This is a genomic window from Paenibacillus sp. J22P277, from assembly GCF_059383675.1.
In genome coordinates this window covers 684,935-708,121 of sequence record NZ_JBXENS010000003.1, presented here as the reverse complement: position 1 = coordinate 708,121, position 23,187 = coordinate 684,935, and the positions used below count along the sequence as shown (strand labels likewise).

The 23,187-nt window shown below is 59.7% G+C and carries 22 protein-coding genes; 21 read left to right on the top strand and 1 reads right to left on the bottom strand.

The window, feature by feature from the left end; translation table 11 throughout:
- Positions 1-127 precede the first annotated feature (127 nt).
- The 17 genes from dapF to spoVM all read left to right on the top strand — a co-directional run bounded on the left by dapF (position 128) and on the right by spoVM (position 17,468).
- Complete coding sequence (dapF, locus tag AC50YL_RS12150; protein WP_494832194.1) at positions 128-958, top strand: diaminopimelate epimerase; 831 nt, start codon at positions 128-130, stop codon at positions 956-958.
- Positions 959-982: 24 nt separating this feature from the next.
- Positions 983-2,848, top strand: coding sequence for a bifunctional homocysteine S-methyltransferase/methylenetetrahydrofolate reductase (locus AC50YL_RS12145; protein WP_494832192.1), 1,866 nt, complete (start codon positions 983-985; stop codon positions 2,846-2,848).
- 286 nt (positions 2,849-3,134) lie between these two features.
- Positions 3,135-3,395 carry an extracellular matrix/biofilm regulator RemA gene (remA, locus tag AC50YL_RS12140; protein ID WP_020615370.1) on the top strand — a complete coding sequence of 87 codons (261 nt, stop codon included), beginning with the start codon at positions 3,135-3,137 and terminating at the stop codon, positions 3,393-3,395.
- A gap of 14 nt (positions 3,396-3,409) precedes the next feature.
- The gene (gmk, locus tag AC50YL_RS12135) at positions 3,410-4,027 is read left to right on the top strand and encodes a guanylate kinase (RefSeq protein WP_161745226.1); all 618 of its coding nucleotides are present in this window, start codon (positions 3,410-3,412) and stop codon (positions 4,025-4,027) included.
- A gap of 16 nt (positions 4,028-4,043) precedes the next feature.
- Positions 4,044-4,256 (top strand): DNA-directed RNA polymerase subunit omega, encoded by a 213-nt coding sequence (gene rpoZ, locus AC50YL_RS12130; protein WP_494832190.1) that lies wholly within the window; start codon positions 4,044-4,046, stop codon positions 4,254-4,256.
- 138 nt (positions 4,257-4,394) lie between these two features.
- Positions 4,395-5,615, top strand: coding sequence for a bifunctional phosphopantothenoylcysteine decarboxylase/phosphopantothenate--cysteine ligase CoaBC (gene coaBC, locus AC50YL_RS12125; protein ID WP_494832188.1), 1,221 nt, complete (start codon positions 4,395-4,397; stop codon positions 5,613-5,615).
- Positions 5,612-8,140 (top strand): primosomal protein N', encoded by a 2,529-nt coding sequence (gene priA, locus AC50YL_RS12120; protein WP_494832186.1) that lies wholly within the window; start codon positions 5,612-5,614, stop codon positions 8,138-8,140. Before coaBC ends, priA begins: the two co-directional genes overlap by 4 nt.
- 41 nt (positions 8,141-8,181) lie before the next feature.
- Positions 8,182-8,667 carry a peptide deformylase gene (def, locus tag AC50YL_RS12115; RefSeq protein WP_494832184.1) on the top strand — a complete coding sequence of 162 codons (486 nt, stop codon included), beginning with the start codon at positions 8,182-8,184 and terminating at the stop codon, positions 8,665-8,667.
- Positions 8,668-8,671: 4 nt separating this feature from the next.
- Positions 8,672-9,619, top strand: coding sequence for a methionyl-tRNA formyltransferase (gene fmt / locus AC50YL_RS12110; RefSeq protein WP_494832183.1), 948 nt, complete (start codon positions 8,672-8,674; stop codon positions 9,617-9,619).
- Positions 9,616-11,169, top strand: a complete 1,554-nt coding sequence (gene rsmB, locus AC50YL_RS12105) for a 16S rRNA (cytosine(967)-C(5))-methyltransferase RsmB (protein ID WP_494832181.1) — start codon at positions 9,616-9,618, stop codon at positions 11,167-11,169. The genes fmt and rsmB overlap by 4 nt, the downstream gene beginning before the upstream one ends.
- 148 nt (positions 11,170-11,317) lie before the next feature.
- Entirely contained in the window at positions 11,318-12,364 is a 1,047-nt protein-coding gene (rlmN, locus tag AC50YL_RS12100; protein ID WP_494832179.1) for a dual-specificity RNA methyltransferase RlmN, read from the top strand.
- A 12-nt stretch (positions 12,365-12,376) separates the two neighbouring features.
- Positions 12,377-13,126 (top strand): Stp1/IreP family PP2C-type Ser/Thr phosphatase, encoded by a 750-nt coding sequence (locus AC50YL_RS12095; RefSeq protein WP_494832177.1) that lies wholly within the window; start codon positions 12,377-12,379, stop codon positions 13,124-13,126.
- 5 nt (positions 13,127-13,131) lie between these two features.
- Entirely contained in the window at positions 13,132-15,327 is a 2,196-nt protein-coding gene (pknB, locus tag AC50YL_RS12090) for a Stk1 family PASTA domain-containing Ser/Thr kinase (RefSeq protein ID WP_494832176.1), read from the top strand.
- Positions 15,308-16,243 carry a ribosome small subunit-dependent GTPase A gene (rsgA, locus tag AC50YL_RS12085; protein WP_494832566.1) on the top strand — a complete coding sequence of 312 codons (936 nt, stop codon included), beginning with the start codon at positions 15,308-15,310 and terminating at the stop codon, positions 16,241-16,243. The genes pknB and rsgA overlap by 20 nt, the downstream gene beginning before the upstream one ends.
- Before the next feature lies 1 nt (position 16,244).
- Complete coding sequence (gene rpe, locus AC50YL_RS12080) at positions 16,245-16,889, top strand: ribulose-phosphate 3-epimerase (RefSeq protein ID WP_494832174.1); 645 nt, start codon at positions 16,245-16,247, stop codon at positions 16,887-16,889.
- A gap of 12 nt (positions 16,890-16,901) precedes the next feature.
- Positions 16,902-17,168, top strand: coding sequence for a hypothetical protein (locus tag AC50YL_RS12075; protein WP_494832173.1), 267 nt, complete (start codon positions 16,902-16,904; stop codon positions 17,166-17,168).
- Between the two features lie 219 nt (positions 17,169-17,387).
- A complete protein-coding gene (gene spoVM, locus AC50YL_RS12070; protein WP_040711006.1) occupies positions 17,388-17,468 on the top strand; it encodes a stage V sporulation protein SpoVM in 81 nt (26 codons plus the stop codon).
- Between the two features lie 153 nt (positions 17,469-17,621).
- Here the strand turns inward: spoVM and rpmB are convergent, their stop codons facing one another.
- On the bottom strand, positions 17,622-17,810 hold the full coding sequence (gene rpmB / locus AC50YL_RS12065) for a 50S ribosomal protein L28 (RefSeq protein WP_161745238.1): 189 nt from the start codon (positions 17,808-17,810) through the stop codon (positions 17,622-17,624).
- Positions 17,811-18,030: 220 nt separating this feature from the next.
- On the opposite strand from rpmB, the gene AC50YL_RS12060 reads away from it, so the two are divergent.
- Genes AC50YL_RS12060 through recG form a run of 4 tightly spaced genes read left to right on the top strand, consistent with a single transcriptional unit; the run spans position 18,031 to position 23,176 of the window.
- A complete protein-coding gene (locus AC50YL_RS12060) occupies positions 18,031-18,390 on the top strand; it encodes an Asp23/Gls24 family envelope stress response protein (RefSeq protein WP_161745239.1) in 360 nt (119 codons plus the stop codon).
- Positions 18,391-18,445: 55 nt separating this feature from the next.
- Positions 18,446-20,251 (top strand): DAK2 domain-containing protein, encoded by a 1,806-nt coding sequence (locus AC50YL_RS12055; RefSeq protein ID WP_494832564.1) that lies wholly within the window; start codon positions 18,446-18,448, stop codon positions 20,249-20,251.
- An 11-nt stretch (positions 20,252-20,262) separates the two neighbouring features.
- On the top strand, positions 20,263-21,117 hold the full coding sequence (locus tag AC50YL_RS12050) for a DegV family protein (RefSeq protein ID WP_494832171.1): 855 nt from the start codon (positions 20,263-20,265) through the stop codon (positions 21,115-21,117).
- Positions 21,118-21,127: 10 nt separating this feature from the next.
- Positions 21,128-23,176 (top strand): ATP-dependent DNA helicase RecG, encoded by a 2,049-nt coding sequence (recG, locus tag AC50YL_RS12045; RefSeq protein ID WP_494832170.1) that lies wholly within the window; start codon positions 21,128-21,130, stop codon positions 23,174-23,176.
- The last annotated feature ends 11 nt before the right edge of the window (positions 23,177-23,187 follow it).

Here is a 23,187-nt window from a genome sequence, read left to right as displayed (position 1 = left end):
TGGAGAAGGGGGATTTAGGGGGTGGAATAGTAACTGTCGACAGATCAACACGACTAAGGTAAACTATTTTTTAATAAGCATTTTAGAATGAGGCGAAATGCGCTTCAAACAGAGGAGAGCAGGGACGATGAACTTTACCAAAATGCACGGACTCGGCAACGACTTTATCGTAGTCGCCGGCGAATCGAAACTACCGGACAACGCCGCGCAGCTGGCAGAACAGCTGTGCAACCGTTTCTTCGGCATCGGCGCCGACGGACTCGTTTATATTTTGCCTTCGGAGCAAGCGGACTTCCGGATGCGCATCATCAACTCGGACGGTTCCGAAGCGGAGCAATGCGGCAACGCGATCCGCTGCGTGGCCAAGTACGTCTTCGACAACGGCCTCACGGACAAAGAAACGCTGACGATCGAGACGCTCGGCGCGGGCGTGCAGGAAGTGCAGCTCACCGTGGACAACGGCGAAGTGCGCAAAGTGCGCGTCAACATGGGCCAGCCGATCCTCGAAGGCTTGAAGGTGCCGACGACGATCGACGCCAATCCGGTCATCGATCAGTCGATCGAAGTGGACGGCCGCGAATTCAAATTCACGGCGGTCTCGATGGGCAATCCGCACTGCGTTATCTACGTGGACGACGCGGTCAATTTCGACCTGGCGACCTGGGGGCCGAAGCTGGAGGTTCATCCGCTGTTCCCGCGCAAGATCAACGTGGAATTCGTCACGGTGCGCGCCAAGGACTTCACGGACATGCGCGTCTGGGAACGCGGCGCCGGCCCGACGCTGGCGTGCGGCACGGGCGCTTGCGCGACGGTCGTCGCTTCGGTCCTGAACGGGCTGACGGATCGGACGGCGACGGTTTCGCTGAAGGGCGGCGACCTGCTCATCGAATGGGACGAAGCGACCAACTTCGTGTTCATGACGGGGCCGGCCGAAGAAGTGTACCGCGGAACGGTTTAAGCAACGGATGAAGGAGTCATGACAATGAAACCGGACTTAAGGGAAGCGCTGCATGCGCGCATCTTGACCGGCGACGGCGCGATGGGAACCTACCTGTATGGGATGGGGTTCCCTGTCGGCGTTTCCTACGAAGAATTCAACTTGCTGCGGCCGGAGGTCATCGCGGACGTGCATCGCCGCTATTACGAAGCCGGGGCAAGACTCATAGAGACGAACACGTTCTCGGCCAATTTGATGAGCTTGACGAATTACGGGCTCGACGAGGACGTGGAAGCGATCAACAAGGCCGGCGTCCGCATTGCGCGGAACGCCGTCGGAAGCGACGCGTACGTGGTCGGAGCGGTCGGTTCCATCCGGGCCGGGAAGCGCAAGAACATCTCGCCCCTCCAATTGGAGCATCTGTTCCGGCAGCAGATCGAAGCGCTGCTGAGCGAAGGCGTGGACGGCATTCTACTGGAAACGTTCTACGATCTGGAAGAAGCGCTGCTGGCGCTTCGGATCGTGCGCGGCCTGTCCAATACGCCGGTCATGTGCCAATTCGCTGTTGAGAAGGAAGCGGTCACGCTGGACGGCAAGCCGATCGCGCTGGCATTCGAGAGCCTGCGGGCGGAGGGAGCGGACGTCGTCGGTTTTAATTGCCGCAGCGGCCCGAACGGGATCTTGCGCGCCATCGATTCCATCGCAGGCGATATCAAGCTGCCGCTGTCCGTCTTCCCGAATGCCGGTATTCCCGATTACGTGGACGGCAAATACCAATACACGTCGACGCCGGAATATTTCGCGGAATCGGCGCGCAAGTTCGCCGATCGCGGAGCCCGCGTCATCGGCGGCTGCTGCGGCACGACGCCGGAGCATATCGCGGCGATCGCCGCCGCGCTGGAAGGCTACGTCCCGCAGCCGGTAGATCCGGCCGATCTGCTGCATCCTGCGCCATCGGAGCGGCTGAGCGTACGTGAGACGAAAGCGCCGGAACGCGCGCCGAAATCGGAGCCGACGATCGTGGATTTGGTGAAAGCACGCCATACCGTCATCGTCGAGCTGGATCCTCCGCGCGATCTGGATATCCATAAATTCATGGAAGGCGCGAGGGCGCTGAAGGCGATCAAGGCGGACGCCGTCACGATGGCGGACAATTCCTTGGCCGTCACGCGGATGAGCAACATCGCGCTGGCCTCGCTCGTGCAGCATCAGGTCGGCATCCGGCCGCTCGTGCATATCGCCTGCCGCGACCGCAACCTGATCGGAACGCAGTCCCACATGATGGGGCTGGACGCGCTCGGCATCGATCACGTGCTGGCGGTCACGGGCGATCCCGCCCGATTCGGCGATTTGCCGGATTCCAGCTCGGTCTACGACCTGACCTCGTTCGAGATGATCCGCATGATCAAGCAATTGAACGAAGGCGTGGCCTTCTCGGGCAAACAGCTGAAGCAGCGGGCGAATTTCATCACGGGAACGGCCTTTAATCCCAACGTCAAGTATTTGGACAAAGCCATAGCCCGGTTGGAACGGAAAATCGAATCCGGCGCGGACTATATCATGACGCAGCCGGTCTACGACAAAGAGCTGATCGCGCGGATCGCGGAAGCGACCAAGCACCTGCAGGTGCCGATCTTCATCGGCGTCATGCCGCTGGCGAGCGGGCGAAACGCGGAATATCTGCATAACGAGGTGCCCGGTATCCAGTTGTCGGATGAAGTCCGCAAGCGGATGGCCGGTCTGGAAGGCGAGTCGGGCCGGGCGGAAGGCGTCCGCATCGCCGAGGAGCTGCTGGATACGGCGCTGGAATACTTCAAAGGCATCTACCTGATCACCCCTTTCATGTTCTACGACATGACGGTGAAGCTGACGGATTACGTGTGGCGAAAAACAGGCAGTTTGACGAGATAACCTCGTTTTTTCTCCCGTTTTCGCTTTGACACTTGTTCGTCCGATGAAAATGGATTAATATAGACTTTGGATGCACTTGCCAAGCCGCTTCCGATGCGCTAGAATAAGGGGCTCATATCCCTTGCCGTCGCATAGGCGTTCGGCTGGTCGAACGTATGCTCCGGACTTTTTTCGTCAAGAATAGTGCAATATTCTGCCTCTCGCAGTTTTCATCATTCTTGCGCTTATCGATATATCGTGTACTATTCATAATCATGCACGAGAGATACCGGAGGGGAACATAACCATGGCCATCAAACTCATCAATATCGGTTTCGGCAACATCGTTTCAGCCAATCGGATCATTTCGATCGTGAGCCCGGAATCGGCGCCGATCAAACGGATCATTCAAGAAGCGCGCGACCGGCACATGCTGATCGACGCGACTTACGGACGTCGCACCCGCGCCGTGATCATCACGGACAGCGACCACGTCATTTTATCCGCAGTACAGCCGGAAACGGTTGCGCATCGTCTATCGACCAAGGATGACGATCACGACGAATAGTAACGGGGAGTCATATGAAAAGAGGATTGTTGATTGTATTGTCCGGTCCTTCCGGCGTAGGCAAGGGAACGGTCTGTTCCGAGCTTCGGCATAAGCAGAACGATTTGGTTTATTCCGTATCGGCTACGACGCGCGCTCCTCGCCAAGGGGAAATCGACGGCATCAATTATTTTTTCAAGAGCAAGGAACAATTTCAGGACATGATCGCGCGCGACGCGCTTCTGGAGTACGCGGAGTACGTCGGGAATTATTATGGAACGCCGCGCGATTTCGTCGAGCGTACGCTCGCTTCGGGCAAGGACATCATTCTTGAGATCGAAGTGCAGGGCGCGCTCAAAGTAAAAGAAAAATTCCCTCAAGGCGTGTTTATCTTCTTGGTACCGCCGTCTCTTGACGTGCTCAAACAGCGGATTACGGGCCGCGGTACGGAGAATGCCGATATTATCGACCATCGGATGAACGTGGCGGTGGAAGAGATGAATTTGATTCATTATTACGATTATGCCGTCGTGAACGATCAGATCGATGCCGCATGCCACCGCATTCAAAGCATCATCGTCGCGGAACATTGCCGCAGAGAGCGTTTTATCGAAGAACTCGAAGAAGTGAAGGAAGCTTCCGAGAAAGCATGAGTGGGGTGAAGGAACGTTGTTGTATCCATCGATCGATGAAATGATGAAGAAAGTGGACAGCAAGTATTCGCTTGTCGTCGCAGCCTCGCGACGTGCGCGCAAACTTCGTGACGGAGGCAAGACCGAGATTCGCAATCCGAAATCGCACAAATACGTCGGTATTGCGCTGGAGGAGATCTACCAGGATATCCTGGTGGTCGAGAGCACGCTGAACAAGAAAGACGAATGAAGGACATGAAAATAACAACCCTCGCGGTTGTTATTTTTTTAATCCAAGACAGGTTTTGGACGCTGAGCGGCGGGCGGCTTCATCCGATCGGAGGGTTGCGCGCGCGACGCGAGCATGAGAGTGAGAGGAGAGACGGCCATGCTTCAAGGCAAAACGATTCTGCTTGGCATTTCCGGCGGCATTGCGGCTTATAAGGCAGCGACGATCTGCAGCAGACTTACGCAGGCGGGCGCGAAGGTGCGCGTCATCATGACGGAATCAGCGACCAAATTCATCGCGCCGATGACGCTCCAGATTTTATCGCGGCATTCCGTCTATCTCGACACGTTCGACGAATTCGATCCGTCGGTCGTCGCGCACATCGATGCGGCGGACAGCGCGGACCTGGTGTTGGTCGCACCGGCGACGGCGAACATCCTGGGCAAGATGGCAAACGGGCTGGCGGACGATTTTCTGAGCACGACCCTGCTCGCGGCGACGGCTCAAGTGATCGTGGCGCCGGCGATGAACGTGCATATGTACGCGCATCCCGCCGTGGAACGGAACATGCGGCTGCTCGCGGAGCGCGGCGTTCGTTTCGTGGAACCGGGAACGGGACTGCTGGCCTGCGGGTATGTCGGCAAAGGCCGCTTGGCGGAGCCGGAGGAGATCGTATTTGCCGTGGAGCAGTGGTTCGCGTCGCGAACGGAGCTAGCGGGGAAGACCGTGCTCGTGACGGCAGGCGGTACCGTCGAGCGCCTCGATCCCGTACGGTACTTGACCAACGATTCATCCGGCAAAATGGGCTTTGCCTTGGCGGAAGCCGCGGCGAACCGCGGCGCGGACGTAACCTTGATCGCGGCCAGGACCACGGCCCCGCCGATCGAAGGCGTCAAGCTCGTGCGCGTGGAATCGGCGGAACAGATGCTGCAAGCAGTGTTGGAACGCTACGATTCGGCCGATCTGGTCATCAAGGCGGCAGCCGTCGCCGACTACCGGCCGGTCGCGCAGGCGGCAACCAAGATCAAGAAAAGCGACGAGCGGCTCGTCATCGAGCTTGAACGGACGACGGATATTCTGAAGACGCTCGGCGAGCGCAAGACGCATCAATTCCTCGTTGGCTTTGCCGCGGAAACGGAGCGGCTGGCACAGTACGCCATGGACAAGCTCGCCCGGAAAAACTGCGACCTCGTCGTCGCGAACGACGTGTTCCGGGACGGAGCGGGCTTCAACGGCGACACGAACGTCGTGGAGGTGTTCGGCGAAGAAGGCTTGATCGAGTCGCTGCCCATGCTGCACAAACGGGAAGTGGCGGATCGGCTGCTTTCGCGGATCGTGCTGCGGATGAGGGAGAAAGCGGTCCGAGGGAACGCGGAATGATCGCCAGAGTCATCGTGGACGTACCGAGCCGCGCGACGGATCGGCCCTTCGATTATGCCATTCCGGATGCCATGACCGGCTGGGTGGAGGTCGGCAGCCGCGTCGGCGTGCCGTTCGGCGGGCGCGTCCTGCAAGGCTTCGTCATCGCGATCGTGCCGTTCGCGGAAGTGGACAGCAAGAAGCTGAAGCCGATCGCCGAGCTGCTGGATCATCTGCCGCCGCTGTCGCCCGATCTCGTGGAGCTGGCGCAGTGGATCAGCGATAAATACTGCTGCGCGCTGACGACGGCCTTGCAGGCGATGATTCCGTCGGCCTTGAAAGGCAAAGCGGATTCCGTCGTGACGCTGGCCGAAGAAGATGAGGCAAGCCAAGGCGGGTTGATCGAAGTAACGGACGAGCCATGGCTGCATTACGTTCGCCAAAGCGGCGGCGAAGTCCGTTTGGCGCTGCTGCAGGAGCGTTTTCCGGGAGCGGCAGCGAGCATCAAGGCCGCGATTCAGCGCGGCACGCTGGAGGAACGGGTATCGATCCGAGACCGGCTGGCGGTCCGCAAAGTACTGACGGTGTTTCCGCCGGAGAATACGGCCGAAACCGAATCGGCGATTGCGGCGTCATCGTCCAGGGCGGCGAAGCAGCAGGAAGTGGCGCGCTACATGCTCGAGCATCGCGAGCCGATTCCGCTTGCCGCGTTGGCGCAGACGCTGTCGACGACGACGGGGACGATCCGCGGAGCTGGAGAAAAAGGTTGGATCTTGATCCGCGAAACGGTGCAGCAGCGCGATCCGTATGCGGGACGCGGCTTTCGGCGGACGGAACCGCTCAGCCTGACGGAGGGGCAGCAGGCCGTGTACGATGAACTCGCGGAGGCGCTCGATAACGAATCGTCGCGGGTCTTCCTGCTTCATGGCGTTACGGGCAGCGGCAAAACGGAAGTATACCTGCAGGCCATCGAGCGCTGCTTGAAGGATGAACGCCAAGCGATCGTGCTTGTGCCGGAAATCGCCCTGACGCCGCAGATGGTGGAACGGTTCAAGGGCCGGTTCGGCGATTCCGTCGCCGTCATGCACAGCCGGCTGTCGAGCGGCGAGCGTTACGACGAATGGCGCAAGATCCGCGAAGGGCGCGCGCAAGTCACGGTCGGCGCGAGGTCGGCCGTATTTGCTCCGTTCAAGCGGATCGGCCTTATCATCATCGACGAGGAGCATGAATCGTCGTACAAGCAAGAAGAGAGTCCCAAGTACCACGCGCGGGACGTGGCAGTCTGGCGGGCGAGGCAGCATAACGCGCTCGTCGTGCTGGGCTCGGCGACTCCGTCGCTGGAATCGTTCGTGGCGGCTTCCGCTTCGCGGGGCCAAGAGGCGGACGGCAACGCGTCCCCATCGGTCAAGCGCGGCGCGACGCTTCTGCCCATGCCGGACCGCGTCGGAGGCAGACCGCTGCCGAAGGTCCATTTGATCGACATGCGGGATGAACTGAGGGGCGGCAACCGGTCGATGTTCAGCCGGCAGCTGCACGAAGCGCTGCTGCTGCGGCTCGAACGGGGCGAGCAATCCGTGCTGCTGCTGAACCGCAGGGGATATTCCACGTTCGTGATGTGCCGCTCCTGCGGCTATACCGCGCAATGTCCGCACTGCGACATCTCGCTCACCTACCATCAAAAATCGAAAGCCCTTCGCTGCCATTACTGCGGACATGCCGAGCAGGCGCCGGAAGTATGCCCTTCCTGCGAGAGCGAGCATATCCGGTTCTTCGGGACCGGCACGCAGCGGGTCGAAGAAGAACTCGCCAAGCTGTTTCCGGGCATTCGCGTCATTCGCATGGACGTGGACACGACGACGGAGAAGGGATCCCATGAAAAGTGGCTGACGCAGTTCGGCAACCGCGAGGCGGACGTGCTGCTCGGCACGCAGATGGTAGCCAAAGGGCTCGATTTTCCATACGTTACGCTAGTGGGCGTCATTGCCGCGGATACGTCCCTGCATCTGCCCGACTTTCGCGCGGCGGAGAAGACATTTCAACTGTTGACGCAGGTCGCGGGCCGCGCTGGAAGGCACGAGCTGCCGGGCGAAGTCGTCGTACAGACGTACAATCCCGAGCATTATGCCATCGTGAGCTCGCAGCGCCACGATTATTCGTCCTTCGTGCAGGAGGAGCTGAAGCACCGCCGCTTCATGGCGTATCCGCCGTTTTGCAGGCTGATTCTCGTGACGCTCTCGCATGAGCAGTTAGCCCTGCTGATCTCGGAGGGGGAGAAGCTGGCGTCGACGCTGCGCGATCTTGCGCGGGGTGCCGGGGTGAAGAGCTCCGACGACGGGGACGGCAGCCGGTTCATCGACATTTTGGGACCCGTCGCCTCGCCGATCCCGCGGATGAAAGATCGCTATCGTTTTCAATGTATGATAAAATATCGGGGAAATGTCGGCGCATCGGACCTGTTGAAACAAGCGATTTCGCTGCTTTCCGGGACGAACGGGCAGCCGCCCGTCACGATGAGCGTGGACGTGGATCCGCAAGTGATATTATAACGTATACCCATAGAGCTGGTATAACTGGGAGGTCTCTTTTTATGGCAATTCGATTAATCGTGCAGGATCCGGATCCAGTGCTTCGGGAGCGGGCGATCGAAGTGACGAAATTCAATGCCAATTTGCATAAATTGCTGAAAGATATGGCGGAAACGATGTACGACGCCGACGGCGTCGGCTTGGCCGCGCCGCAGGTCGGCATCTCCAAGCGCGTGATCGTGGTCGACGTGGGGGACGATCACGGACTGATCGAAATGGTCAATCCCGAGATCGTGGAAGCGTCGGGCGAGCAGCTCGGACCGGAAGGCTGCCTTAGTATCGCCAAGCTGAACGGCGACGTTCGCCGCGCGCTGCATATCAAGGTCAAGGGCTTTGACCGCAACGGCGCGCCGATCGAGCTGGAGGCGAGCGAATTTCTCGCCCGCGCGTTTCAGCATGAAGTGGACCATTTGAACGGGGTGCTGTTTACGGATATCGCGGAATCGATCTACGACATCAGCAATCGCCCGCGCCAGGACGGTGAGTGAGCCGATGCGCATCGTATTCATGGGCACGCCGGAATTCGCCGTGCCTTCCCTGGAAGCGATCATGGAAGCGGGCCATACGGTCGAGTTGGTCGTAACCCAGCCTGACCGTCCGAAAGGCCGGAAGAAAACGTTGACGCCGCCTCCGGTCAAGGAAGCGGCGCTTCTTCGCGGCTTGGAGATCGCTCAGCCGGAGCGGCTTCGCAAATCCGAAACGGTCGATCGGATCGCCGAATTAAAGCCGGATCTTATCGTCACCGCGGCGTACGGGCAGATTTTGCCCAAGGCCGTGCTCGACGTGCCGCGGCTCGGCTGCATCAACGTGCACGGCTCGTTGCTGCCGCGCTACCGCGGCGGGGCGCCGATTCAGCGCGCCATCATGAACGGCGAGACGAAGACCGGCGTCACGATCATGTATATGGCCGAAGGCCTCGATACCGGCGACATGATCAGCGTCGTGGAAGTGCCGATTGCCGATGACGATACGTCGGGTACTTTGTTCGAGAAGCTGACCGTCGCCGGCGCGAAGCTGCTGGCCGAGACGCTGCCGGCCATCGAAGCGGAGACCGCGGCGGCAACGCCGCAAAATCATGACGAGGCGACGTACGCGCCGAATTTGACCCGCGACGACGAACGCATCGACTGGAGCCGCGCGGCCCGCGGCATCTACGATCAAGTGCGCGGCCTGTCGCCGATGGCGGGCGGGTTCACGCTGTGGAACGGCGAACCGTTCAAAGTATGGGGCTGTTCGCCGATTAAGCGCGGCCCTTCGACGGACGAGCCTGGGACGGTACGCGAGGCTTCCGACGACGGCATCGTCGTGGAGACCGGCGATGGCGCGCTCCTGCTGACCGTCATTCAGCCGGCAGGCAAGAAGGCGATGAGCGCAGCCGAATGGCTGAAAGGCGCGCGGCTGACGCCGGGCGCAAGCTTCGGCGGCGGAGGGGAAGCGTGAGCGTCGGCGGTGGCAAAGGGCCATCGGCGAACGGACAGGCACCCGGCGCGAAGCCATCGGCTCCCGGAGGCGGCAAGCGGCCTGGAAAGGCGCCGGCGAAGCCCGGTCAAGCCGGCAAGCGGCACGGATTCAGAGGCGGAGCCGCGGCCAAAACGACGCCGAAGCCCAAACCGGAGCCGAGGCGCAAGACGGCCCGGGAAGTCGCCCTCGACACGCTCGTTCGCGTCATGGAAGCAGGCGCGTACAGCAATTTGCAGTTGAACCGCGCGCTGCAGGATGCCGGGCTCTCCAAAGCGGACGCCGGGCTTGCAACCGAGCTGGTGTACGGGACGATCCAAAACCAGCGTCTGCTCGATGACCGGCTGAACGCGTTGATCGCGAAAGGATTCGCCAAATTAACGCCATGGGTGCTGGCGCTGCTTCGGATGAGCGCCTATCAACTGCTGCTGCTCGACCGGATCCCGCCGCACGCGGCCGTCAACGAGGCCGTCGTCGTCGCGAAGCGGCGTGGACACAGCGGCATCTCCGGCATGGTCAACGGCGTGCTTCGCAACATGGAACGCAGCCTGGCCGAGCTTAGGCAGCCGATCGAGCTCGCCGACCCGGTGCGGAGAATCGGCATCGCGCATTCGTATCCCGATTGGCTGGTGAAGCGTTGGATCGACGGCTACGGCGAAGAAATCGCCGAACGGATCTGCGCCTCCGGCAACGAGCGGCCTCGCGCCAGCCTTCGGATCAACCCGCTCAAGCTGTCGCGGGAGAAAGCGATGGAGCTGCTCGCCGCAAGCGGTTTAGAAGCGAAGCCGTCCGAGCTGGCAGCGGAAGGCGTCGTCGTGAGCGGCGGCGGCAACCTTGCCCAATCCGACGGGTACCGGGACGGCTGGTGGACCTTGCAGGACGAGAGCTCGATGCTCGTAGCGGACGTGTGCGCGCCGGAGCCCGGCATGAACGTGCTGGACTGCTGCGCCGCGCCCGGCGGCAAGGCGACGCAGCTCGCCGAGCTGATGGAAGACCGGGGGCAGGTCGTCGCCAACGACGTCCATCCCCATAAGCAGGAATTGATCGACGAGCATGCCGCCCGGCTGGGGCTTGGTTCCGTGCACACCGTCGTCGGCGACGCGGGCAAGCTGGCGGAACGTTTCGCGCCTGGCAGCTTCGATCTTGTGCTATTGGACGCGCCATGCTCCGGCTTCGGCGTCATTCGGCGCAAGCCGGAGATCAAATGGACGAAGTCGGAAGCGGACATCGCCGCGATCGCTTCCCTGCAGGCGGAACTCCTGGACGAGGCCGCCAAGCTCGTGCGTCCCGGCGGAACGCTCGTCTACAGCACCTGCACGATCGAACAGGAAGAAAACGAGAAGCAGGTACTGAAATTCTTGTCGCGCCACGAATCTTATGAGCTGGATGCCGAATGGCCCGCGCGCGTGCTTCAGCCGTTGCGGACGAACGGGGTCATCGGGGACGGATTCGAAGGCATGGTTCAATTGCTTCCGCAGCATTTCGGCAGCGACGGCTTTTTCATCGCCCGTCTCAAACGGCTGGCGGAGTAAAGCCGTTAACCGGACTGCCTGCAGGAAGCTCAAACGCCCGTAGCGGCCGAAAGTGGCCTGCTATGGGCGTTTGTGGTAAAATAAACGGTGGCGGTCCGCCTACAAGGACGCCATGAAAACATTTTCCAGAGAAACAGGTGTTTAACCGATGAAACCGTTCATCTACGACTATACGCTGGAGCAGCTGCAAGATTGGATGAAAGAGAACGGCGAGCCCGCATTCCGCGGCACGCAGCTCTTCGAATGGCTCTACGTGAAGCGCGTCAACAGCTTCGATGACATGAGCAACCTCTCCAAGGCGCTTCGGGAGAAACTGCACGACCATTTTCAATTCGTGACGCTCAGCGAGATCACCCGGTTCGAATCCAAGGACGGCACGGTGAAGTTCCTGTTCGGCCTGCATGACAACCATGCGATCGAGACGGTCATCATGCGCCACAGCTACGGTAACAGCATCTGCGTGACCACGCAGGTCGGCTGCCGCATCGGCTGCACGTTCTGCGCCTCGACGCTGGGCGGATTGAAGCGCAACCTGACCGCCGGCGAGATCGTGGCCCAGGTCGTCGTCGCCCAGCAAATGCTCGATGCGACGGAAGAGCGCGTCTCCAGCATCGTCATCATGGGCTCCGGCGAGCCGTTCGAGAACTACGACGCGACGATGACGTTCCTTCGCAACATGATCCATGAGAAGGGCCTCAACATCGGCCAGCGTCACATCACGGTGTCCACGAGCGGCATCGTGCCGAGCATGTACAAGTTCGCCGAAGAGAACACGCAGATCAATCTGGCGATCTCGATCCATGCGCCCAATGACAAGCTTCGCTCCAAGCTGATGCCGGTCAACCGCCGCTTCCCGTTCGAGGAAGTGATGGAGGCTTGCCGGAATTACATCGCGAAGACGGGACGCCGCATTACGTTCGAGTACGCGCTCATCGGCGGCGTGAACGACCAGAACGAGCATGCGGAAGAGCTGGCACAGGTACTGAAAGGGATGCTGTGCCACGTCAACCTGATTCCGGTCAACCATGTGCCGGAGCGGGATTACGTGCGTACGCCGCGCGAGCAGATTTTCGAGTTCCACCGCATATTGGAGAAAAACAAAATCAATGCCACCATCCGCAGAGAACAGGGTCATGACATCGCAGCGGCTTGCGGACAACTACGCGCTAAACATATGGAGTCTACGGCGGGGTGATGAGTCTTGAAAATGGCTTTGCGGAGTGACATCGGAAGAATTCGACTCGTAAATGAAGACCGGGGCTGGTCCGAGGAACTGGAACCCGGTCTTGTCGTTGCCATCGTGGCCGACGGTATGGGCGGCCACCAGGCGGGCGACGTGGCAAGCAAGCTTGCCGTCGATACGTTTCGCGAAGCCTTGCAGGGCACGACGAAGGCGCTTACGCTGGAAGAGCGCAAGACGCTGATCAGCCAAGCCATTCTGCAGGCCAATGAAGTCGTGTTCGACACGGCATCCAATAATGAGCAGTACCATAATATGGGCACGACGGTCGTGGCGGCGCTGCTGACCGAGGACAACGGCGTCATCGGCCACATCGGCGACAGCCGCGCCTATCAATGGCGGGACGGCAGCTTGACGCAGTTGACGGAAGACCACACGCTCGTGAACGAACTGGTGAAATCCGGCCAAATCACGCCGGAGGAAGCCGAGCGGCACCCGCGCCGCAACGTCCTGACGCGGGCGCTGGGCACGGACGAGCAAGTGGAGGTCGACATCAAGGGAATTTCCTGGATGAAGGACGACCTGCTGCTGATTTGCAGCGACGGTCTTTCCAGCATGATCAGCGCAGCCGCGATCGTGGAGACGCTGCAGCAAAGCGAGCTGGATTTGGACCAGAAGGCGGACAGGCTCGTTCAACTCGCGCTGCAGGCCGGCGGAGACGACAATATTACCGTCGTGCTGCTGCATCATGCCGAAGACACAGAGCTTGAGAGGTGATCGACATGATAGGACATGAACTTGGCGGAAGGTACGAAATCATCACGCGCATCGGCGGCGGCGGCATGGCGCTCGTCTATAAGGCCCATGACGTGCTGCTGAACCGGTTCGTCGCGGTCAAAGTGCTTCGCCAGCAATTCGTGCATGACGAAGAATTCATTCGGCGGTTCAGACGGGAAGCGCAGTCCGCGGCGGCTCTTTCGCATCCCAACGTCGTCAGCATTTACGACGTGGGCCAGGAGGAAGATACGCACTATATCGTCATGGAATACGTGGAAGGCAACAATTTGAACGAAATCATAAAAGAACGCGCGCCGCTGCAGGCTGAGGAAGCGGTCAGGATCGCGATCCAGATTTGCGATGCCCTGGAGCACGCGCATCACAATCAAATCATTCATCGCGATATTAAGCCGCATAACATTCTCATCGGCAAGAACGGACGCGTGAAGGTGACGGATTTCGGCATCGCGCGCGCGGTGACGTCGTCCACGATCACCCAAACCGGGTCCATGGTAGGCTCGGTGCATTATTTCTCGCCCGAGCATGCGAAGGGAACCGCGACCGGCGAAAAGTCGGATCTGTATTCGCTCGGCATCGTGCTCTATCAGATGATGACGGGCAAACTGCCGTTTCTCGGCGAAAGCCCCATCAGCATTGCGCTGAAGCATCTGCAGGAGAATTTCGAGGAACCGCGCGAGCTCAATCCGTACATACCGCAGAGCGTCGAGAACGTGATCTTGAAGGCGATGCGCAAAAATCCGAACGAGCGATACCGCTCGGCCGCCGAGATGCTGAAGGATCTCGAAACCTGCCTGCATCCCGATCGGTTGACGGAGCCCAAAATCGAGTTCAGTAATCCCGATCTCGACGAGACGCGCGTCATGCCCGCCATTCGCGGCAGCATCGCGGGCACGCTGACCGATTCGACGATTGCGGGCAGGGCCGACAAATCGGTCCCTATCACCGAGCGGGCCGACCGGGACCGGCAAGCCCCGGCGCGCCAGACCGCTTCCGCGGCCGCCGTGGACGCGGAGCCGCAGGACGAGCAGGAAGACCGCTGGGATGCGAGCGGCATGGATGAGAAGCGCAGGCGCAGATGGGTCAAGCCCGTCGTGACGGTCGCCTCGACGCTGATCGTCATCGCACTCGTCTATTGGGGTGCCATGACCGTGCTCGGCTGGTTCGACATCGAAGAGGTCGACGTGCCTTACGTCGTCAACATGAACGAGACCGACGCCCGCAGCACTTTGGAGAAAGCGGGTCTGAAGGTGGAAGATCCGCCGCTATACATGGACAAGGAAGGCGTTGCCAAAAACATCGTCTACGAGCAGTCGAAGCCCAACCAGCGGGTGAAGGTAGGGTCGTTCATCAAGCTGTACGTCAGCACGGGGCCGAAGATGGAGAAGGCCGACAATTACGTCGGCAAGTCTTACGAGGAGACCGTCGCCGCGCTCGTCGCATTGGGCGTCGGCGAGGACCGGATTTCCAAGAAAGACGACTACAGCGATGAAGCGCCGGGTACGATACTCGATCAGACGCCGGAGCCGGGCGCGGAATTCGATCCGAAGAAAGCAGAGTTCGCTTTCACGGTCAGCCAAGGCAAGGAAACGTTCAAGATGCCGAAGGTTCTCGGCATGAAGGAAAGCGAAGCCATTGCCCTGCTGCGCTCTAAAGGGCTCGTCATCAACGAGGCGGACATCGTCCGCGAACCGGGCTACAAGCCGACCGGCGAGGTCGTCGCCCAATATCCGTACGATCCCGACGCGCAGGTGACCAAGGGAGCGGCGATTACGCTTACCGTCAGCTCCGGCCTGCCGGACGACGCGCTGGAATACACGTTCAATATCTTGATTTCGCCGGCACAGTCGGACAAATCGAGCGAGATCCGGATTACGTACACCGATGCGACGGGCGAAGACATCGAATGGGGCAAGCGGACGATCAAGGATACGCAGACGTTCCCGGTAAAGGTCATTCTCGCGCCTAACACGGAAGCCAGGGTCAAGATCTACCGAGACGGTCAAGATACAGATACGTTCACGAAGACGTACGACGACGTGAAATCGGGCGCCGATTCAACGCCGGAGAACGTACCCGGCCTGGATCCGCCGCCTACCGATCTACCAGCAAACACCGAGGAGAATCCGACGAATGGCAGTACGAACGCGGACACAAACACCGATGACGCAGCCGGGCAATAAGGACGCGAAGTCCGGACGAATCGTCAAGGCGCTCAGCGGCTATTATTACGTGCGGCCGTTCGACGCGGCTCCGGGAGCGGCGGACATACAGTGCAGGGGACGCGGCATCTTCAAGAAGCGCGGCGAATCGCCGCTCGTCGGGGACGTCGTCGAATTCGAGGAGACCGAGAACGGCGAAGGCGCCGTCAACGTGCTGATGTCCCGAAGCTCCGAGCTGATCCGTCCGCCGGTGGCGAACGTGGATCTGGCCGTGCTGGTCTTCTCCGTGACGGAGCCCGCGCTCAATCTGCAGCTGCTCGACAAATTTCTTGTTCATATCGAGCATGCCGGCATCGACGCGATACTATGCTTAAGTAAGCAGGATTTGGCGGAAAACGGCGAGGAATCGGCGGAAGCGAAGCATTCGATGAACGAGGTCGTGCGTATCTATGAGCCGATCGGGTATGAAGTGCTCGTGACCAGCTCGAAGCGGGGAGCAGGCACCTCAGCGCTCAAGGAACGGCTTCAGGGGCATCTGGCGGTGTTCGCCGGGCAATCCGGCGTCGGTAAATCGTCGCTGCTGAACGCCCTCGTTCCGGGGCTTACGCTCGAAACGAACGAAATCAGCAACCGGCTCGGACGGGGGAAACATACGACGCGGCATGTCGAGCTGATCGACATCGGCGGCGGCTTCGTGGCGGATACGCCGGGTTTCAGCCAGCTCGATTTCGCGGAGCTCGGCATCGAAGAGCTGGGAAGCTGCTTCAAGGAAATGCGGGAGCTGTCATCCTCCTGCAAATTCCGCGGCTGCACCCACATCCATGAACCGGAATGCGCGGTGCTGGCGGCGCTCGCGGACGGCGAAATCGCGCCGAGCCGGCATGCCAACTACGTGTTGTTCATGGCGGAAATGAAAGAGAAGAAGCGGAGGTACTGAAATGTCTATCATTGCACCATCGATTTTGTCCGCGAATTTCGCGGCGCTCGGAGAAGAAATACAAGACGTGGACCGTGCCGGCGCGGATTGGATTCATATCGACGTCATGGACGGTCATTTCGTGCCGACGTTGACGTTCGGTCCGCAGATCATTCAAGCCGTGAGACCGGTATCGAAGCTTGTCTACGACGTGCATCTGATGATCGAACGGCCGGAGCTGCATATTCCGAATTATATCGCGGCGGGAGCGGACCGGATCACCGTCCATGCGGAAGCGTGCACGCATCTGCACCGCGTTATCCATCAGATCAAGGAAGCCGGCTTGCCTGCGGGAGTCGCTCTCAATCCGGCGACGCCGGTAGGCGCGCTGGAGAACGTGCTGGACGATATCGACCTGATCCTGATCATGACCGTCAATCCCGGCTTCGGCGGCCAGAAATTCATTCCCCATTCGCTTCGCAAGATTCGGCAGACGCGCGCGATGCTCGCGGAACGCGGACGCGAAGGCATGCTGATCCAAGTGGACGGCGGCGTTAACGCGGAGACCGCGCCGCTGATCAGGGAAGCGGGAGCGGACGTATTCGTGGCGGGCAATGCCGTTTTCAACCAGAAGGACAGGGCCGCGGCGATCGCTGCTTTGCGTTAAGGGGCGGATGGCATGGGCCAGCGTCTGAAGAAAGGGTTATTGCTGCTTGTATACAGCGCCGGGTGCGGTCTGATGCTGACGGTGTTCACGATCGTCAAAAGTCCGGCGAACTTGTTGTTTTCCCTGCTGGCGATTCTCATCGCGATTCATTATTTCAAACTGTTCTCTTCGCTTCGCTCGCGAATCGCGTTCGTTGCGTTGGCTATTCTCGGATTTCTGTTTTTCGTGCTGGTGTACGCGGTGATTACGGCCGCGCGGAACGGGACCGTAGGCGCTTAGGCTGCGCCGAGAGAAACGGCGGATGCCCGGCCGTCAGCTCCGGGGTTGGAATAGGACAGTCTTGCGATGCATAGGATGGTTACATGAACGAACGTTCCTGTAGCCTTTTTTTGTGGGCACTTTCGAGGCGCGGAACCGTTACGGATGTTTATGCTTGAGTTTTCTGCCTGCAGAAGCTCTTTCAAAGAAGTACCAGCAAACTCTTAGGAGGGGTGGAGCATGAAATTCTATACGATCAAGCTGCCGAAGTTTTTGGGTGGTTTCGTGAAAGCCATCTTAAATACGTTTCAGAAGAGCTGATAGCAGATTCGAACGTCTGCCCCTGGAACGGCCCCGCGGCATGAAGGTTTCCGAGCACGGAAGAACGCACGAAGGAGCGCTCGTCTTCCGCGCTTCGGCATGCAAAAAAGCACCTGATCACATCAGGTGCTTTTTGTCCATGGCTGAATGCCCTTATACGCGAGTAACGGCTCCGGATTTAAGAGCTTTCGTGCTGACATAGACGCGTTTCGGTTTGCCGTTAACCAGAATTCTTACTTTCTGAACGTTAACGCCCCAAGTGCGGCGGGTTTTGTTGTTAGCGTGCGAAACGTTGTTACCTGTACCGGGACCTTTGCCCGTAATGAAACATTTGCGAGACATGAAATACACCTCCCTTTAAGAATCGCTCCAAACAAACAGACTACAATATAATAGCATATGTCTGGGCATTCATCAAGGGTTTGTCAATCGCCGTTATCGCGGGCTAGCGCTTAAAAAAGGATGAAAATAGTCGGGAATAGGCCTCTGGACTTCAAAATCGTTCAAATTTATAGTACAATGTGCATTAGTCCATAATAAAACGGTGAAGGAGTGGTTTTCCATGCCTCTGCAGATTCAATCCGAATTCGGAAGCGTACATATAACCGATCATGTGATCTCCGTCCTTGCCGGGTCAGCAGCGATGGATTGTTATGGACTGGTAGGAATGGCCACAAGGAAGCAGCTCAAGGACGGCATAGCCGAGCTGCTGGGTCGTGATAATCTGTCGCGCGGTGTCGAAGTCCACCGAGAGAACGATTACTTGCACATCGATTTGTACATCATCGTCAGCTACGGTACGAAAATATCCGAGGTCGCACATAATATCCAGTCAAAAGTGAAATATGTGATGAACGAGGTCGTCGGCGTCAAGGTTGACGTTGTCAATATTTTTGTCCAAGGCGTACGGGTATCTCGGTAGGAAGGGGTAATCTAGCTTGATCAAACGCTTTATAAACGGCCCGGATTTCTCCAGCATGGTCTTGAGCGGAGCGGAAAGCTTGCAGCGAAACGAATCGCGCATCAACGCATTGAATGTATTCCCGGTTCCGGACGGAGACACGGGATCCAATATGAATTTAACGATGACCTCCGGAAAGCGCGAGCTTCAAAAAAACCCGGGTGAAGCAGTGGGCAAAGTTGCGGAAGCGCTTTCTAAAGGCTTGTTGATGGGCGCGCGCGGCAATTCCGGCGTTATTTTGTCGCAGCTGTTCCGCGGATTTTCCAAAAGCATTGCCAACCAGGAGCAGATCGACGCCCAACAATTCGCCGCGGCGCTGCAGCACGGCGTCGACATGGCCTACAAGGCGGTCGTGAAGCCCGTGGAAGGCACGATCCTGACGGTTGCCAAGGATACGGCGAAGCATGCCGTGGCCTTTGCCAAGCGCAACAACGATATCCTTCAGCTCGTGCAGGAGGTGGTTGCCCGGGCGAACGAGTCGCTGGCGCGCACGCCGGATTTGCTGCCGGTGCTCAAGCAGGTCGGCGTCGTGGACTCGGGAGGACAAGGGCTCGTCTGCATCTACGAGGGATTCCTGAGCGCTTTAGCGGATGTGCACGGCAGCGCGGGCGAGAGCCATGTCGGCGCGGAATCGGCTGCGGCTGGCGCCTTTCCGACGACGCCAAGCGCGGCGGCGAGGTTGCCGCAGCGGGCTGCTGCTTTTCAGCCCGTCAGCGCTCAATCCAAGCTCGAGACGGAGCATATCGAGTTTTTGTACGATATGGAGTTCTTCATCAACCGCAAGCAGACCGGACGGGCGGGGCTTCGTTTCGACGAAGCGTTGTTCAAAGGCATGCTGGGCAGGGACGGCGATTCCATCCTCGTGATCGTGGACGACGACATCGTCAAGGTGCACGTGCACACGCGCAAGCCCGGCGATGTGCTCAATTACGCGCTGCCGTACGGCGAACTGACGGAAATCCATATCCTGAACATGCGCGAGCAGCATCGCGAGCTGCTGCAGGAGGAACTGAACGCGGCGATCGGGGGCTCGGTTCCGGTCGGGGCCGCGGAAGAACTGCCGGAGACGGCGGTCGTGGAAGAAGCCGCGCTCGGCCTTGCCGTATCCGAAGTGCTCACGGGGGCGCCGGCGGATGCCTTGTCCGCGGAACATGCGCATGAATGGGCGCCTTTCGGACTGATCGCGGTGGCCATGGGAGAGGGGATTCGGTCGATCTTCCTCGACAACAACGTCGATGTCGTCTTGTCGGGCGGACAGACGATGAATCCGTCGACGGAGGATTTCGTCAATGCGATCGAGACGCTGCCGGCGGAACATATCTTCGTGCTCCCGAATAACAGCAACATTATATTGGCGGCCCAGCAGGCGGCGGAGCTGAGCGGGCGCAGCGTAACGGTCGTCGGCACGCGCAACATTCCGCAGGGCCTCGCAGCCGTTTTGGCTTTCCGGGAAGAAGATTCGGCGGACGTCAACGCGCAGGCCATGAACGAAGCCGTGCTGCAGGTGCGCTCCGGCCAAGTGACGAGCGCGGTGCGCAATACGGCGATCGACGGCATCACCATTCAGGAAGGCGATTATATCGGCATTTTGGAGAAGACGATCGTCACCGCTTCCGCGAGCCTTCAGGAAACCTGCCGGGAGCTGCTCGCGCGGATGCTGGAGGACGGCGGCGAGCTCGTCACCGTGCTGACCGGAGAGCAGGCGAAATCGTCGGACACGGCGGAATTGACGGCTTGGGCCCGGGAAGCGTTTCCCGATGCGGAATTCGAGGTCCATGCGGGCGGTCAGCCGCTGTATCCATATTTAATCGCGGTCGAATAGGGGGTGCGGAGATGAGCGGAGTTAAAATCGTTACGGACAGTACGGCAGATATCCCGAAACGCGTGAGAGAGCAATACGGCATCGAAATGATACCGCTGAAAGTCATGTTCGGGGAAGAATCGTACCTGGACGGCATTTCGCTGACCAATGATCAATTTTACGGCAGGCTGGTATCTTCGGCCGCGCTGCCGACGACTTCGCAGCCTTCGCCGATGGAATTCACGGAAACCTACCAACGCTTGAGCAAGCAATATCCGGATTCGCCCATATTATCCATTCATATCTCATCCGCGCTCAGCGGGACGTACCAATCGGCGGTTCTCGGCTCGACGTTGATGGAGGAGCCGGGCGACGTGACCGTCATCGATTCGAAGACCGTGTCGTACGGCCTCGGGATGCTCGTGGTCAAAGCCGCGGAGATGGCTGCCGCAGGCGCCTCGAAGGAAGAGATCGTCGCGGCCGTCGAAGCAATGGCACGGGATAAGAAGATTTATTTTCTCGTCGATACGCTCGAATACTTGCAGAAGGGCGGACGGATCGGCAAAGCCGCCGCGTTGTTCGGCTCGATTCTGAACATCAAGCCGATTTTGACGATCGACCCCGAGGGCGAGGTATCCGCCATCGACAAGGTACGCGGCACGAAGAAGGCGATGCAGCGCATTATCGACCTGTTGAAGGACGAATACGGCAGCGATCCGCTCGATATGACGGTCGGCTGGACGCGCAAGCGGGAGCTCGCGCTGGAGCTGGCTGCTCTGGCGCAAGGGCAGTTGAACGTGCGCAATATCAGGCAGACGGAGATCGGCGCCGTGATCGGCACGCATGCCGGTCCCGGAGCCGCGGCATTATTTATAACGCGGGTGTGAGGTAATGGCTATGAAGCTGGATCAAATACCGGTCCGGCAAATGAAAGGCGTGAGCGCTCAGAAGGAATTGGAGCTTCACGCCTTTGGCGTTCAAACGATCGCGGATTTGCTGGACTATTTTCCGTTTCGATACGAGGATTATCGCATTCGGACCCTTGGGGAAGCGAAAGACGGCGAGAAGGCGACCGTAGAAGGCAAAATCATGGGCAATCCGCTGCTGCAGCGCTACGGCCGGGCGAAGACGCGCTTGACCTGCAAGGTAGCCGTGGACGGCGTGCTCGTGACGGCCGTCTGGTTCAACCGGCATTTTCTGCAGGAGCAGCTCGTGCCCGGACGGGATATCGTGCTGACCGGCAAATGGGAGCAGCACCGGTTGCAAATCACGGTGTCGGAGTCGGAATTTCCCGATAAAGGGATATCCCGTTCCGGGACCCTCCAGTCCGTCTATTCCGTCGGCGGCAGCGTCACGCAGCCGTGGATGCGCAAGACGATCGCGCAGGCGCTGCTGCAGTACGGGACGATGGTGGAGGAAATTTTGCCGGTCGACCTGATGGATAAGTACGGCTTCATGCTCCGGCGGGAGGCCGTGCGGCACATCCATCAGCCGGAGGACATCGCGCAAGGACAGGCGGCGCGGCGCAGGCTGGTTTACGAAGAATTGTTCCTTTTCCAGCTGAAGCTGCAGGCATACCGTTCGCTCAACCGGAAACGGATGGACGGCATCGCCCACGTCGTGGACGCCGAATCGATTCGCGTCTTCTCGCGGACGCTGCCCTTCGAGTTGACTGATTCGCAGAAGAAGGTCGTCAACGAAATACTGATCGACATGCGATCCCATGCCTGCATGAACCGGCTGCTGCAAGGGGACGTCGGCTCCGGCAAGACGGTCGTGGCCGCCATCGCGCTGTTTGCGACCTTCAAGGCGGGCCACCAGGGCGCGCTGATGGTGCCGACGGAGATACTGGCGGAGCAGCATTACCGGTCGCTGCAGAAGCTCCTGGGCGCGGCAGGCATGCAGGTCGCGCTGCTCACCGGCAGCCTGACCGAGAAGAAGCGCCGCGAGGTGCTGGCCGGCCTGCAGATGGGCGTAATCGATGTCGTGGTCGGCACGCAGGCGATCATTCAAGACGGCGTGTTTTTCCGCAGCCTAGGCCTTGTCGTCACCGACGAGCAGCATCGCTTCGGCGTCAACCAGCGCAGCGTGCTGCGGCGCAAAGGGCTGAACCCGGACGTGCTCACGATGACGGCGACGCCGATACCGCGCACGCTGGCGATCACGGCCTTCGGCGATCTGGACGTGTCCACGCTGAAGGAACGGCCTCATGGACGCAAGCCGATCCAGACGAACTGGGTGAAGCACAATATGCTGGAACGCGTGCTCGGCTTCATCCGCCGCGAGGTGGAAGCGGGCAGGCAGTGCTACTTCATCTGTCCGCTGATCGAAGAATCGGACAAGCTCGACGTGCAAAATGCCATCGATCTGCATATCCAGATGCAGCAGGCGTTCCCGGACTTGCGCGTAGGGTTGCTGCACGGCAGGCTCTCCGCCGCGGAGAAGGACGAGGTCATGCTCGCCTTCGCCGCGAACGAGGTGCACGTGCTCGTTGCGACCACGGTCGTGGAGGTCGGCGTCGACGTGCCGAACGCCACGCTGATGATCATCATGGACGCCGAGCGCTTCGGCTTGTCGCAGCTGCATCAGCTGCGCGGACGCGTGGGCCGCGGCGGCCACCAGTCCTACTGCGTGCTCATCGCCGATCCGAAGTCGGACATCGGCCGGGAGCGGATGCGGATCATGACCGAGACCGATGACGGCTTCGAGGTGTCGCGAAGAGACCTGGAGCTGCGCGGGCCGGGCGATTTCTTCGGCACGAAGCAGAGCGGGGTGCCGGACTTCAAGCTCGCCGACATGGCCGTGGATTTCGCGGTGCTGGAAGAGGCAAGGGACGATGCGGCGGAGATGACGGCCGGCGCGGATTTCTGGAGCGAGGCTTCCTACGCGAGACTGCGGGACATGCTGCGGAAGGAGCAACTTTTTCAAGGGGAGCTTTTGGACTAGTTTTTAAAGCC